The 14,222-nt window shown below is 73.7% G+C and carries 13 protein-coding genes (1 of these 13 cut by a window edge); 10 read left to right on the plus strand and 3 right to left on the minus strand.

Translation table 11 applies throughout. From position 1 onward, the window contains the following. Nucleotides 1–127 precede the first annotated feature (127 nt). A complete protein-coding gene (locus DNK56_RS02860; protein ID WP_111335386.1) occupies nt 128–937 on the plus strand; it encodes a hypothetical protein in 810 nt (269 codons plus the stop codon). Nucleotides 938–1,015: 78 nt separating this feature from the next. Here DNK56_RS02860 and disA read toward each other — a convergent pair whose 3' ends face one another. Together disA and radA are read right to left on the minus strand one after the other, a co-directional pair. Then, entirely contained in the window at nt 1,016–2,140 is a 1,125-nt protein-coding gene (gene disA / locus DNK56_RS02865; protein WP_111330132.1) for a DNA integrity scanning diadenylate cyclase DisA, read from the minus strand. A 146-nt stretch (nt 2,141–2,286) separates the two neighbouring features. Next, complete coding sequence (gene radA / locus DNK56_RS02870) at nt 2,287–3,699, minus strand: DNA repair protein RadA (RefSeq protein ID WP_111330133.1); 1,413 nt, start codon at nt 3,697–3,699, stop codon at nt 2,287–2,289. 405 nt (nt 3,700–4,104) lie between these two features. Here radA and DNK56_RS02875 point away from each other — a divergent pair, with 405 nt between their 5' ends. Next, a complete protein-coding gene (locus DNK56_RS02875) occupies nt 4,105–5,568 on the plus strand; it encodes a hypothetical protein (RefSeq protein WP_446750447.1) in 1,464 nt (487 codons plus the stop codon). A 23-nt stretch (nt 5,569–5,591) separates the two neighbouring features. On the opposite strand, the gene DNK56_RS02880 is transcribed toward DNK56_RS02875, so the two are convergent. Beyond that, nucleotides 5,592–6,458: a hypothetical protein gene (locus tag DNK56_RS02880; RefSeq protein ID WP_111330134.1), complete on the minus strand. Its 867-nt coding sequence runs from the start codon at nt 6,456–6,458 to the stop codon at nt 5,592–5,594. 65 nt (nt 6,459–6,523) lie between these two features. Between DNK56_RS02880 and DNK56_RS02885 the strand changes: the two genes are divergently transcribed. The 8 genes from DNK56_RS02885 to proC form a co-directional block, all read left to right on the plus strand. Then, nucleotides 6,524–7,555 (plus strand): Ppx/GppA family phosphatase, encoded by a 1,032-nt coding sequence (locus tag DNK56_RS02885; protein WP_241989732.1) that lies wholly within the window; start codon nt 6,524–6,526, stop codon nt 7,553–7,555. Between the two features lie 87 nt (nt 7,556–7,642). Further along, nucleotides 7,643–8,476: a sugar phosphate isomerase/epimerase family protein gene (locus DNK56_RS02890; protein ID WP_111330135.1), complete on the plus strand. Its 834-nt coding sequence runs from the start codon at nt 7,643–7,645 to the stop codon at nt 8,474–8,476. Continuing rightward, nucleotides 8,473–9,087 (plus strand): TetR/AcrR family transcriptional regulator, encoded by a 615-nt coding sequence (locus DNK56_RS02895; protein ID WP_111330136.1) that lies wholly within the window; start codon nt 8,473–8,475, stop codon nt 9,085–9,087. The genes DNK56_RS02890 and DNK56_RS02895 overlap by 4 nt, the downstream gene beginning before the upstream one ends. 130 nt (nt 9,088–9,217) lie before the next feature. Further along, nucleotides 9,218–11,068 (plus strand): dihydroxy-acid dehydratase, encoded by a 1,851-nt coding sequence (gene ilvD, locus DNK56_RS02900; RefSeq protein WP_111330137.1) that lies wholly within the window; start codon nt 9,218–9,220, stop codon nt 11,066–11,068. A gap of 61 nt (nt 11,069–11,129) precedes the next feature. Continuing rightward, nucleotides 11,130–11,705, plus strand: coding sequence for a hypothetical protein (locus tag DNK56_RS02905; RefSeq protein WP_111330138.1), 576 nt, complete (start codon nt 11,130–11,132; stop codon nt 11,703–11,705). An 86-nt stretch (nt 11,706–11,791) separates the two neighbouring features. After that, nucleotides 11,792–12,559: an ABC transporter ATP-binding protein gene (locus tag DNK56_RS02910; RefSeq protein WP_111330139.1), complete on the plus strand. Its 768-nt coding sequence runs from the start codon at nt 11,792–11,794 to the stop codon at nt 12,557–12,559. Further along, entirely contained in the window at nt 12,556–13,350 is a 795-nt protein-coding gene (locus DNK56_RS02915; protein WP_111330140.1) for an ABC transporter permease, read from the plus strand. Before DNK56_RS02910 ends, DNK56_RS02915 begins: the two co-directional genes overlap by 4 nt. Nucleotides 13,351–13,424: 74 nt before the next feature. Further along, nucleotides 13,425–14,222: the 5' portion of a pyrroline-5-carboxylate reductase gene (proC, locus tag DNK56_RS02920; protein WP_111330141.1), read on the plus strand. The gene runs 12 nt beyond the window's last position; 798 of the gene's 810 nt are visible here — the first part of the coding sequence; its start codon is at nt 13,425–13,427; its stop codon lies off the right edge, out of view.

The raw sequence follows: 14,222 nt of genomic DNA on the forward strand, positions 1-14,222 counted from the left end.
CTCGCGGGATGATGATCCGCAAATCTTGGGGCCCCAGGCGGCGGTTGGGGCGGGAGTTGGTCCGGATCTCTCGTACAGTTTGGGCGTGGGATCTCTGCGCAATCCGATCGGTCCGCTCCCCTCCAGCATCTACTGGCGACGGAGGGCGGTCGCGGCGGCCCTGGTCGTCCTGGTCGCGCTGTTGGTCGCATGGGCCGTCACCTCCGGTGGCGGCAAGGGGAAACCCCGGGACGACGCCAAGGCGCCCGCCTCCGGCCCGGCCCACTCGATCACCCCCGGACCCTCCCGTTCCGGCCCGGCGATCACCGAACGGCCCGGCGGCGACGGCGGGTCGGACGGCTCCGGCGCCACCGGCGGTGACACGCGCGGCAGTTCGGGCGGCGGCTCCGCCGGTACGGACGGCGGCTCCGGCGCGAACGGCACCAACGGCGGTACCCAGGGCGGTGGTTCGGGCTCCGGCTCCGCCACCGGCTCGGGTTCGGGTACCGGCAGCGGCGTCTCGGCGGCGCGTCCGGTACCGGCCGGCTCCTCGCTCCCCGACTGCGCGCCGGGCTCGATCCGGCTGAGCCTCAAGACCGAACTCAGCTACGCGCCCGACGAGAAGCCCAAGTTCCGGCTGTACGCCACGAACACCTCGTCCACCGCCTGCAAGGCCGACTTCGGCCCGAAGAACGCGGTGCTCACCGTCACCGAGGCCGGCGGGGACGACGAAGAGGTCTGGTCGTCCGAGGACTGCCCGCGCAAGGCCGCCGCCGTGCTCCTGGAGGTGCCGGCCGCGACGACCGTCGTGCACACCGTGGAGTGGGACCGCGCCAAGAGCGCCCCCAAGTGCGCGACGCCGCCGGCGGGGAAGGCCGGACCCGGCACGTACCTCGTGGAGGTCAAGGCACCGGGCGAGCCGGTGGAACGCGCGTCGTTCGTCCTCGCGAAGGACTGAGCGCGGGCCGGGGCGCCGGTCCGGACCGCGCGGGCCCGGTCCGCGCCGGTCCCCGCGGCCCCGCGTGGGCCCCCGGCCCTACACGTACCGTTCGAGGATCGACGACTCCGCCAGCCGGGACAGGCCCTCGCGCACACTGCGCGCCCGCGCCTCGCCGACCCCGTCCACCGTCTGGAGGTCGTCCACGCTCGCCGCGAGCAGCTTCTGCAGACCGCCGAAGTGCTCCACGAGCCGGTCGATGATCGCGCCGGGCAGCCGGGGCACCTTCGCCAGCAGCCGGAACCCGCGCGGCGACACCGCCGAGTCCAGCGTCTCCGGCGAGCCGCTGTAGCCCAGCGCCCGCGCCACGACCGCGAGTTCGAGCAGCTCCGTGTGGCTCAGCGAGTCCAGCTCGGTCAGCGCCTCCGCCACCGTGCGCGAACGCTTCGCGGTTGGCTCCGGCACGTAGTCGCGCACGACCAGCTCGCGCTCCGGCTCCACGCCCGCGATCAGCTCGTCCAGCTGGAGCGAAAGGAGCCGGCCGTCGGTGCCCAGCTCCACCACGTACTCCGCGATCTCCGTCGCGATCCGCCGGACCATCTCCAGGCGCTGGGCGACCGCCGTCACGTCCCGGACGGTCACCAGGTCCTCGATCTCCAGCGCGGAGAGCGTCCCGGCGACCTCGTCGAGCCGCAGCTTGTACCGCTCCAGCGTGGCCAGGGCCTGGTTGGCGCGGGACAGGATCGCCGCCGACTCCTCCAGGACCCGGCGCTCCCCGTTCACGTACAGCGCGATCAGGCGCATCGACTGGGAGACCGAGACCACCGGGAAGTTGCACTGCTTGGAGACCCGGTCCGCCGTGCGGTGCCGGGTACCGGTCTCCTCGGTGGGGATCGACGCGTCCGGGACCAGCTGCACACCGGCCCGCAGGATCTTCGTCATGTCCTTGTCGAGGATCAGCGCCCCGTCCAGCTTGGCCAGCTCGCGCAGCCGGGTCGCGGTGAACTCCACGTCCAGCACGAAACCGCCCGTGCACATCGACTCGACGGTCTTGTCCATGCCGAGCACGATCAGCCCGCCGGTGTTGCCGCGGAGAATGCGCTCCAGGCCGTCCCGCAGGGCCATTCCGGGCGCGACGGCGCTCAACGAGGCGCGCATCAGCGCTTCGTTGCCCGTGGTTTGGCCGGACTTTCCGGGCGATGCTGCCCGGTCGCTGGCTGCCACTGCACTCCTCCGGTCACAGGTTTGGGGTGCCCTGGGGGCCTGTCGCACGGAGCAGGCCGAATCCAATCGAAGGACCCGGGGAGTGTCCGAGGCATCCCCCCGGTCCCTCGTGCCGTTCGTACGGACGGGCGAGACCAGGGCAAAGTCTACCGGCGTACGCCGTCCTCCTGCGGGGCCTGTGCGCGGGAGCGGCGCGGGAGCGCCCTGAGCGCGTCGCCCATGTCGGCCACCTCCGTCACCCGCATCCCGGCCGGGACCTTGCCCGGATCGGTCGGGACCAGCGCGTGCGTGAAGCCCAGGCGGTGTGCCTCGGCGAGCCGGCGCTGCACCCCCGTGACCCGTCTGACCTCGCCCGCGAGCCCCACCTCACCGATCGCGACCAGGTTCTTCGGCAGCGGTGTGTCGCTCGCCGCGCTTGCCAGCGCCAGCGCGATGGCCAGGTCCGCGGCCGGCTCGGAGAGCTTCACCCCGCCCACCGTCGCGCTGTAGATGTCCCGCTTGCCCAGCGAACTGATCCGGCCCCGCTGCTCCAGGACCGCGAGCATCATCGACACCCGCGAGGTCTCCAGGCCCGACGTGGTGCGCCGGGGGGAGGGGATCTGGGAGTCCACCGTCAGCGCCTGCACCTCCGCGACCAGGGGCCGCTTGCCCTCCAGCGTCACGGTCAGGCAGGTACCCGGCACCGGCTCGTCGCGCCGGGTCAGGAACAGGCCGGACGGATCGGCGAGGCCCGTGATGCCCTCGTCGTGCAGCTCGAAGCAGCCGACCTCGTCCGTCGCCCCGTACCGGTTCTTGATGCCGCGCACCAGGCGCAGCCGGGCATGGCGGTCGCCCTCGAACGACAGCACCACGTCCACCAGATGCTCCAGGAGCCGGGGCCCGGCGATGGCGCCCTCCTTGGTGACATGGCCGACGAGCAGCGTGGACATCCCGCGCTCCTTGGAGGCCCGGATCAGCGCCCCCGCCACCTCGCGGACCTGTGCCATTCCGCCCGGCGCGCCATCGATCTCCGGCGAGGCCACGGTCTGCACCGAGTCCAGGATCAGCAGCGACGGCTTCACCGCGTCGAGATGGGCGAGCACCGCCGACAGATCCGTCTCCGCCGCCAGATACAGATGGTCGCTGATCGCCCGGATGCGGTCGGCCCGCATCCGGACCTGCGAGGCCGACTCCTCGCCGGTCACGTACAGCGTCCGGTGCTCGTCGCTCGCCGCCTTCGCCGCCACGTCCAGCAGCAGCGTGGACTTCCCGACGCCCGGCTCGCCCGCGAGCAGCACCACGGCACCCGGCACCAGACCGCCGCCGAGCACTCGGTCCAGCTCGTCCACGCCGGTCGGCCGGGCGGTGGCCTGCCGGCTGTCCACCTGACCGATGGGCAGCGCGGCGGAGGAGACCCGGCCCGCCGCCGTCGTCCGCACGGCGGGGGCACCGCCGAACTCCTCGACCGTCCCCCAGGCATGGCACTCGGGGCAGCGGCCGAGCCACTTCGCGGTGGTCCAGCCGCATTCGGTGCAGCGGTAGGACGGCCGGTCCTTCGCGGATTTCGTACGGGCAGCCATGGCGCCCACCGTAGCGGTGAGGACTGACAACGCCGCCACCGAAGCCCGCCCGACATCACGCGAAACCTTCACCCGTAAGGGTTAAATGTCCGCAAGGAGTACCGGGGGAGCGCGCCACCTGCCTACGGTCGCAAGGGTGACGAGCAGCAGGCTGGAGACGCCCACGAACACCCCGGCGCACCCCGGGACCCGCAGCGCGCGCCCCGCTCCTCGCCCCGGCAGCCGCCCGCCCGCTACGAGCCCCACCTCGACGGCCTGTTCACGTACTGCCTCTCCGTCCTCTGCGACCACGACGCCGCGACCGAGGCGCTGGGCCACGTCCTGGCCCTCGCCGAACGGCAGACCGGCCGCTGCCCGGAGGACGAGGAGGAACGTAGAACCTGGCTGTACGCCCTGGCCCGGTGGATGTGCCTGCGCCGGCTCGCCGAGCGGAAGCAGGGCCGCCGCGCCCACCGCCGCACCGACCCCCGCCTCCGCCCGGACGCCGCCCGGCCGGACGCCGCCCGCCCCCACCGCACCCCCGCCGCCGAGGCGCACGCGCGGGAGCTGGCCCGGCTGGCCTGGCCCGAGGCGGCCGGCACCACCTCGGAGCAGCGCGAGGCGCTCGAACTGGCCGTACGGCACGGGCTGCCCCCGCGCGCGGTCGCCGCCGTCCTCGGCCTCGACGCCGCGACCACCCGCGAACTGCTGGCCGGCGCCGCCTGCGAGGTCGAGCGCACCCGGGCCGCCCTGGCCGTCGTCGAGACCGGCGACTGCCCCGCGGCCGGCCGGCTCACCGGCGACCGGCGCGCCCTGCTCTCCGCCACCCTCCGCCGCGAACTCGTCCGGCACGTGGACGACTGCCCGCGCTGCCGCCGCGCCGCCGAGCGCGCCGGAGCCGCCTCGCCCTGGCCCGGAAAGGCGGTGACCCCGGCCGCCGCGCTGCCGGTCGTGGAGGCGCCGCGCCCCTCCGCGTACGTGGCCATGCTGCACGCGCAGAAACGTCAGAAGAATCGGTCCGCCACCCCGCGCTTCGACCGCAGCGGCTTCCCCATGGACCCCAAGGACCACGCCGCCCGCCGCGACCGGCTGCGCTCACGGGTGATGACGACGACGGTCGTCGCCACCGTCGTTGCCGCCCCCGTCATCGCCCTCTGGTCCGCCTACCGGGGCGCGCCGCTCACCGGCGAGGGCCGCGACGGCACCCCGGTCAGCGCCGCCGACGACGACAACGGCGCCGAGACCGTCCCGGCCCCCTACGAGAACACCGGCAACGCCCGCCCCGGCAGCCGCTCCACCGGCCGCGACCCGCTCCCCGAGGTGTCCGCCGAGGTCGTCAGCGCGGGCACCGGAGCCTCCCGCGACCCCGCGGGCCGCGGCGCGGACCGGCTCACCGTCGAGACCCGCACCTCCGGCTCCACCACCCTGATCACGCTCACCGCGTCCGACGCCGGACCGGTCTCCTGGTCCGCCGCCACCGACCGGTCCTGGGTGCGCCTGAGCCGGACCTCCGGACGGCTCCCCGCGGGCGCCAGCACGACCCTGCGCGCCGTCGTGGACCACGCGCGGGAGCCCGGCGGCCCCTGGACCGCCCATCTCACCCTCGCGCCCACCGGCGCCGTCGTCGCCCTCCACGGCTACGGGGCCAAGGCGCACCTCCCCGGCGTCACCCCGCGCCCGGCCCAGCCGCACGGCGACCCGCACCCGCCGGTCCCGGCCGACCCGACCACGCCCACCCCCCGGCCCACGGAGCCCACGCCCGAGCCCACCGACCCGACGCCCACCCCGAGCCCGAGCGACCCCGGCCCGAGCCCCACCCCGGACCCGGCCGGCTCGTCCGAACCGCCCGCCCCGCCCAAGGGCCCGAGCACCCCGCCGCGGGCGGACTGACCGCGCCGGACGGGGGCCGCGGGCTACGCCGGGTCCGCCGGGTGCGGGGCCACCATCGGCAGCTGCGAGGCGAGCCGCCGCTCGCACAGCGCGGCCAGCGTGTCGTACGCCTCCCGGCCCATCAGCTCGATCAGCTCCGGCCGGTACGACACGTACACCGGCTCGCCGCCCCCGTGCGCCGAGACCGCCGACGTGCACCACCAGTGCAGATCGTGGCCGCCCGGACCCCAGCCCCGGCGGTCGTACTCACCGATCGACACCTGGAGCACCCGCGTGTCGTCCGGCCGGTCGATCCACTCGTACGTCCGCCGCACCGGCAGCTGCCAGCACACGTCCGGCTTCGTCTCCAGCGGCTCGCGGCCCTCGCGCAGCGCCAGGATGTGCAGCGAACAGCCCGCACCCGCCGGGAAGCCCGGCCGGTTCTGGAAGATGCACGAGCCCTGCCAGCGGCGCGTCTGGCGATCCCCGTCCTCGTCGGTCTGGGTCCAGCCCGTCTCCGTACCCACGTCGTGGAACTGCCACAGCTCCGGAGTGAGACGCGCCACATGCCCGGCGACCCGCTTCTCGTCGTCCTCGTCCGAGAAGTGGGCGCCCAGCGTGCAGCAGCCGTCGTCCGCGCGGCCCGCCTGGATGCCCTGGCAGCCGCTGCCGAAGACGCACGTCCACCGGGACGTCAGCCAGGTCAGATCGCAGCGGAAGACCTGCTCGTCGTCGGCCGGATCGGGGAACTCCACCCAGGCGCGCGGGAAGTCGAGCCCCTTCTCGTCGGCAGGATCGGGCTCCGCCGCCACCGGCGTGTGCATCTCCACCTTCTCCACGTGCTTGATGTCCTGCGCGCTGTCCTGCTTCTTCGTGGCTTTGCCCGGCTTCGCCTTTTTCGTCTTTGGCACGGGGCCAGGGTATGTCCGCCCGGTTCCGGTCGGACCGGCGCGGCGCCCGCAGTAGCGTTTCCCCCATGAGACTCGGAGTCCTCGACGTGGGATCGAACACGGTTCATCTGCTGGTGGTCGACGCGCACCCCGGCGCCCGTCCGCTGCCCGCCCACTCGCACAAGGAGGAGCTGCGCCTGGCCGAACTCCTCGACGGGGACGGCGCGATAGGCCCGCTCGGCGTGAACCGGCTGGTCAGGACGATCGCCGGCGCGCTCGACGCCGCCGAGGACAAGGGCTGCGAGGACGTCCTCGCCTTCGCCACCTCCGCCGTCCGCGACGCGACCAACGCCGACGAGGTCATCCAGCGGGTGCGGGACGAGACGGGCGTCCGCCTCACCGTCGTCAGCGGTACGGAGGAGGCCCGGCTCACCTTCCTCGCCGCCCGCCGCTGGTACGGCTGGTCGGCGGGCAGGCTGCTGGTCCTGGACATCGGCGGCGGCTCGCTGGAGATCGCGTACGGCCTGGACGAGGAACCGGCCGCCGCCGTCTCGCTGCCCCTGGGCGCCGGGCGCCTCACCGCGGGCTGGCTGCCCGGCGACCCGCCCGACCCGGCGCAGGTCAAGGCGCTGCGCCGGCACGTACGGGCGCGCATCGCCCGCAGCGTCGCCGAGTTCACCCGGCTCGGCCGCCCGGACCACGTCGTGGCCACCTCCAAGACGTTCAAGCAGCTCGCCAGGATCGCGGGCGGGGCCCGTTCCGGCGACGGCCAGGACGTGCCGCGCACCCTCAGCCGCAAGGCGCTGGAGGAGTGGGTGCCCAAGCTGGCCGTGATGACCACCGAGGAGCGCGGCACGCTGCCCGGCGTCTCCGAGGGCCGCGCCGCCCAGCTCCTGGCCGGGGCGCTGGTCGCCGAGGGCGCGATGGACCTGCTCGACGTGGAGGAGCTGGAGATCTGCCCGTGGGCGCTGCGCGAGGGAGTGATCCTGCGCCGCCTGGACCACCTGCCGCCGCAGCCCCGGGAGGGCGCCGGGGAACTGCCTCCGCAGGGCGCCGGGGAGCCGAGTCCGCAGGGCGCCGGTGGCCCGTCTCCGGAGGGCGACGGCGCGTCCGGCTGACGGCGGGCCCGGCGGCCGGTGCGGCCCTTGTCACTTTCCGCCCGCGCTCCTTCGGCGCGGCGCGGCACTGCCCGTACGCTGTTCAGCGTGGCAGAACCAGCGGTGCGCGTCCCGGATGCGAAGGTCGCCCTGTCGACGGCCTCGGTCTATCCGGAGTCGACGGCTACGGCCTTCGAGATCGCCGCGCGCCTCGGTTACGACGGCGTCGAGGTCATGGTGTGGACCGACCCGGTCAGCCAGGACATCGAGGCGCTGCGCCGGCTCTCCGACTACCACCAGGTGCCGATACTCGCGGTGCACGCGCCCTGTCTGCTGATCACCCAGCGGGTCTGGTCCACCGATCCCTGGGTCAAGCTCCAGCGGGCCCGCGCCGCCGCCGAGAAGCTCGGCGCCACCACGGTCGTCGTGCACCCGCCGTTCCGGTGGCAGCGCAACTACGCCCGGGACTTCGTCACCGGGATCTGGCGGATGGCGGACGAGACGGACGTCCGGTTCGCCGTCGAGAACATGTACCCCTGGCGCTACCGGGACCGCGAGATGCTCGCGTACGCCCCCGACTGGGACGTCACCAACGACGACTACCGGCACTTCACGGTGGACCTGTCGCACACCGCGACCGCCCGCACGGACGGGCTGGCCATGGTCGACCGGATGGGGGACCGGCTGGCCCACGTCCACCTCGCGGACGGCAAGGGCTCCAACAAGGACGAGCACCTGGTGCCCGGCCGCGGCGACCAGCCCTGCGCCGAACTGCTGGGGCGGCTGGCCGGTTCCGGCTTCGGCGGACACGTCGTCATCGAGGTCAACACCCGCCGGGCCATGTCCACCGCCGAACGGGAGGCCGACCTCGCCGAGGCACTGGCCTTCACCCGGCTCCACCTCGCCGCCGCCTCGCCCTCCGAGCGCGCCCCCCGCTCATGACCCCCGACGCACCGGGCCCCAAACGCCGGGGCCGCCCCGCCCGTGCCGCGGCCGACACCGGCCCCGACGCGCGCAGCCGCATCCTGGAGGCCGCCCGCGCCCAGTTCGCCGAGCGCGGGTACGACAAGACCTCGGTCCGGGGCATCGCACGGGCGGCCGACGTCGACCCGGCGCTGGTCCACCACTACTTCGGTACGAAGGACGAGGTCTTCGCCGCCGCGATCGAGCTGTCCTTCGAGCCCGCCCTGCTGGTCCCGGCGGTCCTGGAGGGCGGCTCCGCCGACGTGGGCGAGCGCCTGGCCCGCGCCTTCATCGGCATCTGGGAGAACCCGGCCACCCGCGCGCCCCTGCTCGCCGTGCTCCGCTCCGCCCTCACCCACGAGGCGGCCGCCGCCGTCCTGCGGGGCTTCGTGCTCCGCCGCCTCCTGGACCGGGTCGCGGCGGGCCTGGACATCCCGGACGCGACGTTCCGGGCGGAACTGGCGGCCTCGCACATGGTGGGGATCGCGATACTGAGATACGTACTGAAGGCCGAACCCCTGGCCTCGACGGACCCCGAAGAGATCATCACGATGGTGGCGCCCACCCTTCAGCGCTACCTGACGGCATAACGGCCCCGCCGCGCGCGAGAACCCCGCCGCGCCGAGCCCGGCCATTCCGTATATCGGACACCCGGTCCACATCCTGGCACCGCCGACGTACCCTCGACCACAGTCTTGAACGCAGAAGGAGCGAAGGACGATGCCCACGCTGAGGTCCCGCACAGTCACCCACGGCCGCAACATGGCGGGCGCCCGCGCCCTCATGCGGGCCTCCGGCGTAGCGAGCGAGGACATCGGCAAGCCGATCATCGCCGTCGCCAACTCCTTCACCGAGTTCGTCCCCGGCCACACCCACCTCGCCCCGGTCGGCCGCATCGTCTCCGAGGCGATCAAGGCCGCCGGCGCCGTGCCCCGCGAGTTCAACACCATCGCGGTGGACGACGGCATCGCCATGGGCCACGGCGGCATGCTCTACAGCCTGCCCTCCCGCGACCTCATCGCGGACAGCGTCGAGTACATGGTCGAGGCCCACTGCGCCGACGCCCTCATCTGCATCTCGAACTGCGACAAGATCACCCCCGGCATGCTGATGGCCGCGATGCGCCTCAACATCCCGACGGTCTTCGTCTCCGGCGGCCCGATGGAGGCCGGCAAGGCCACCCTCGTCGACGGCACGGTCCGCAAGCTCGACCTGATCAACGCCATCAGCGACGCCGTCGACGAGAACGTCTCGGACGAGGACATCCTCCGTATCGAGGAGAACGCCTGCCCCACCTGCGGCAGCTGTTCCGGCATGTTCACCGCCAACTCGATGAACTGCCTGACCGAGGCCCTGGGCCTCTCCCTGCCCGGCAACGGCTCCGTCCTCGCCACGCACACCGCCCGCAGGGCGCTGTACGAGGAGGCCGGCCGCACGGTCGTGGAGATCACCCGCCGCCACTACGAGCAGGACGACGAGACGGTCCTGCCCCGCTCCATCGGCACCCGCGCCGCGTTCGAGAACGCGATGGCGCTGGACATCGCCATGGGCGGCTCCACCAACACGATCCTGCATCTGCTGGCCGCCGCCCAGGAGGCGGAGCTGGACTACGACCTGGCGGACATCGACGCGGTCTCGCGCCGCGTCCCGTGCCTGTCGAAGGTCGCCCCCAACGTGGCGCCCGGCGGCACGTACTACATGGAGGACGTCCACCGGGCCGGCGGCATCCCCGCCATCCTCGGCGAGCTGTACCGGGGCGGCCTGCTCAACGAGGACGTGCACGCGGTGCACTCCGACACGCTCTCCGAGTGGCTCAAGACCTGGGACGTGCGCGGCGGCTCCCCGTCGCCCGAGGCCGTCGAGCTGTGGCACGCCGCCCCCGGCTGCGTCCGCTCCGCGACCGCCTTCTCGCAGTCGGAGCGCTGGGACACCCTCGACCTGGACGCGGCCGGCGGCTGCATCCGCGACGTGGCGCACGCCTACTCCAAGGACGGCGGCCTCGCCGTCCTCAAGGGGAACATCGCGGTGGACGGCTGCGTCGTGAAGACGGCCGGCGTGGACGAGTCGATCTGGACCTTCGAGGGCCCGGCCGTCGTCTGCGAGTCGCAGGAGGAGGCCGTCGACAAGATCCTCCGCAAGGAGATCAAGGAGGGCGACGTCGTCGTCATCCGCTACGAGGGCCCGCGCGGCGGCCCCGGCATGCAGGAGATGCTCTACCCGACCTCGTTCCTCAAGGGCCGCGGCCTCGGCAAGAGCTGCGCCCTGATCACGGACGGCCGCTTCTCCGGCGGTACGTCGGGCCTCTCCATCGGCCACGCCTCGCCCGAGGCGGCCTCCGGCGGCACGATCGCGCTCGTCGAGGACGGCGACCGCATCCGCATCGACATCCCCAACCGCTCGATCGACCTCCTGGTCCCCGAGGACGAGCTGGCCACCCGCCGCGAGGCGCTGAACGGCGTGTACGCGCCGAAGAACCGCGAGCGCAAGGTCTCGGCCGCGCTGCGCGCGTACGCGGCCATGGCCACCAGCGCCGACCGCGGCGCCGTCCGCGACGTCTCGAAGCTGGGCTGACCCCGCCGCGCGGCCCCCGCCCCACGCGGGGGCCGCGCCCGGCTGCGGGATACTCGACACCGTGAGCGAGAACAGCGAGACCCCCGACGAGGGCACGGCCCCCGGCCCGCCCGAGCCCGCGGCGGCCTCCGCCGGCGCCCCCGCGACCCCGCAGGGCCCGCAGCCCGAGCCGCTGCGCTTCTTCGGCACCACCTGGGTCCACCACGACGGCCACTACGGGCTGCGCCGCGCCGGAGCCGCCATCGGCTCGCTCGCCGCGGCCGTCGCCTCCTGCTTCGTCCTGCGCTTCGCCTTCCAGGGCCTGGAGATCGCCGACATCGGCGGCTTCGTCGGCGCCCTGGTCATCGCGATGTTCGCCATCTGCAGCGCCATCGCCTTCCGCAAGACCTGGGAGGGCTTCGGCAGCCGCCCGGCCGACCCCGCCCGCGAGGACAACCTGCGCGGCCTCAAGACCATCGGCTTCGTCGGCTCCCTGCTCGCGTACTTCTTCCGTACGTTCACCGAGGCACCCGGCGAGAAGCTCCGGCGCACGGAGTACGAGGAGGCCGTCGCCCGCTACGAGAAGCGCCGCGCCTCCCGCACCGGCAACCCGGCCGGCCGCAAGCCCGGCAAGGGCAAGAAGCCCCGCCGCCGGTAACCACCGCACCACCACCACACCCACAAGGGGCCGCGCGGACGCGCGGCCCCTTGACGCGTCGCGCCCCGGCGACAAGAATTCATCACATGATGAATTCTTCGGGCAGCGCCGTCGAGGCCCGTGGCCTCACCGTCGTACGCGGCAGCCGCACCGTCCTCCAGGGCCTCGACTTCACGGTCGAACCCGGCAGGATCACCGGCCTCCTCGGCCCCTCCGGCTGCGGCAAATCCACCCTCATGCGCGCCGTCGTCGGCACCCAGGCCAAGGTGACCGGCACGCTCACGGTGCTCGGCAGCCCCGCCGGACACCCCTCCCTGCGCCCCCGCGTCGGGTACGTCACCCAGGCGCCCTCCGTCTACACCGACCTCACCGTCCGGCAGAACCTCGACTACTTCGCCGCGATCCTCCGGCCCGGCCGCGCCCACCGCGACGAGCGCCGCGCCGCCGTCACCCGCGCGCTCACCGAAGTGGACCTGACCAGCCACGAGGACGCCCTCGCCGGCAACCTCTCCGGCGGCCAGCGCACCCGGGTCTCCCTCGCCGTCGCTCTCCTGGGCACCCCGGACCTGCTCGTCCTCGACGAGCCGACCGTCGGCCTGGACCCGGTCCTGCGCCGTGACCTGTGGCAGCTGTTCCACACCCTCGCCGCCGAACGCGGCACCACCCTGCTCATCTCCTCGCACGTCATGGACGAGGCCGAACGCTGCCACCGGCTGCTCCTGATGCGCGAGGGCCGCATCCTCGCCGACGACACCCCCGAGGCCCTGCGCACCACCGCCGGCACCGACACCGTCGAGGCGGCCTTCCTCCACCTGGTCGACGCGGCCGCCCACCGCAAGGAGAACGACCGATGACCACCACCGACACCGCCCCCGCACCCGCCGCCCCCGCCGGGAGCGCCACGCCCCTGAGCCCCGCCCGCACCCTGGCCACCGCCGCACGCGTCCTGCGCCAGCTCGCCCACGACCCCCGCACGGTCGCGCTGCTCCTGCTGGTCCCGGCCGTCCTGATCACCCTGCTGCGGTACGTCTTCGACGGCTCCCCGCACACCTTCGACTCCATCGGGGCCTCGCTGCTCGGCATCTTCCCGCTGATCACGATGTTCCTGGTGACCTCGATCGCCACCCTGCGCGAGCGCACCTCCGGCACCCTGGAGCGCCTGCTCGCCATGCCGCTGGGCAAGGGCGACCTGATCGCCGGTTACGCGCTCGCCTTCGGCGCCGTCGCCGTACTCCAGTCGCTCCTGGCCACCGGCCTGTCGGTGTGGGCCCTCGGCCTGGACGTCATGGGCTCGCCCTGGCTGCTGCTCCTGGTCGCCCTGCTCGACGCGCTGCTCGGCACGGCACTCGGACTGTTCGTCTCGGCGTTCGCGGCCTCGGAGTTCCAGGCCGTGCAGTTCATGCCCGCGGTGATCTTCCCGCAGCTCCTGCTCTGCGGCCTCTTCGTGCCACGCGACCGCATGGCCCCGTTCCTGGAGGCCATCTCGGACGTGCTGCCCATGTCGTACGCCGTGGACGGCATGAACGAGGTGCTCCAGCACGCCGACGTGACCGGCGCCTTCGTCCGCGACGTCCTGATCGTGGCGGGGTGCGCGCTGCTGGTCCTGGGCCTCGGCGCCGCCACGCTCCGGCGCCGCACCGTGTGACCGGGCGGTGCGAAGATGGCGCCGACGAGCACGGAGCACCGCGCACATCGAGCACCGCCCGGAGGGTGAACGGCATGACCCAGACAGTTGCAGTCCTCGGTACCGGCAAGATCGGCGAGGCCCTGCTCAGCGGGGTGATCCGGAGCGGCCGGCGCCCGGCGAACCTGCTGGTCACCACCCGCCGCTCGGACCGGGCCGCCGAACTGCGCGACCGCTACGGCGTGGACGCCGTCACCAACGCGGAGGCGGCGAAGCGGGCCGACATCCTCATCCTCGCGGTCAAGCCCCAGGACATGGGCCGCCTCCTGGACGAGCTGGCCCCGCACCTCACCGCCGACCGCCTGGTCATCAGCGCGGCGGCCGGCATCACGACCGCGTTCATCGAGGAGCGCCTCGGCGCCGGCACCCCGGTCGTACGCGTCATGCCGAACACGCCGGTCCTGGTGGACGAGGGCATGTCCGTCATCTCGGGCGGCAGCCATGCCACGAGCGAGCACCTCGCCGCGACGGAGGCCATCTTCAAGGGCGTCGGCAAGACCCTGCGCGTTCCGGAGTCCCAGCAGGACGCGGCCACCGCCCTGTCCGGTTCGGGCCCGGCGTACTTCTACTTCCTGGTGGAGGCGATGACGGACGCGGGCATCCTGCTGGGGCTGCCGCGCGCCCAGGCCCACGACCTGATCGTGCAGGCGGCGATCGGCGCCGCCGTGATGCTCCGGGACAGCGGCGAGCACCCGGTCAAGCTCCGCGAGGCCGTCACCAGCCCGGCCGGCACGACCATCAGCGCCATCCGCGAGCTGGAGAACCACGGGGTACGAGCGGCCCTCATCGCCGCCCTCGAAGCGGCCCGGGACCGCAGCCGCGAGCTGGCCTCC

It is taken from the genome of Streptomyces sp. AC1-42W (assembly GCF_003248355.1).
Taxonomy (GTDB): Bacteria; Actinomycetota; Actinomycetes; order Streptomycetales; family Streptomycetaceae; genus Streptomyces.

What these genes read in the sequence shown, in the direction of transcription:
- DNK56_RS02875 (WP_446750447.1), top strand. Translation starts at nt 4,105, where the DNA reads ATGTGCCTGCGCCGGCTCGCCGAGCGGAAGCAGGGCCGCCGCGCCCAC.
- radA (WP_111330133.1), bottom strand. Translation starts at nt 3,699, where the DNA reads ATGGCTGCCCGTACGAAATCCGCGAAGGACCGGCCGTCCTACCGCTGC.
- ilvD (WP_111330137.1), top strand. Translation starts at nt 9,218, where the DNA reads ATGCCCACGCTGAGGTCCCGCACAGTCACCCACGGCCGCAACATGGCG.
- DNK56_RS02895 (WP_111330136.1), top strand. Translation starts at nt 8,473, where the DNA reads ATGACCCCCGACGCACCGGGCCCCAAACGCCGGGGCCGCCCCGCCCGT.
- DNK56_RS02910 (WP_111330139.1), top strand. Translation starts at nt 11,792, where the DNA reads ATGATGAATTCTTCGGGCAGCGCCGTCGAGGCCCGTGGCCTCACCGTC.
- DNK56_RS02915 (WP_111330140.1), top strand. Translation starts at nt 12,556, where the DNA reads ATGACCACCACCGACACCGCCCCCGCACCCGCCGCCCCCGCCGGGAGC.
- DNK56_RS02885 (WP_241989732.1), top strand. Translation starts at nt 6,524, where the DNA reads ATGAGACTCGGAGTCCTCGACGTGGGATCGAACACGGTTCATCTGCTG.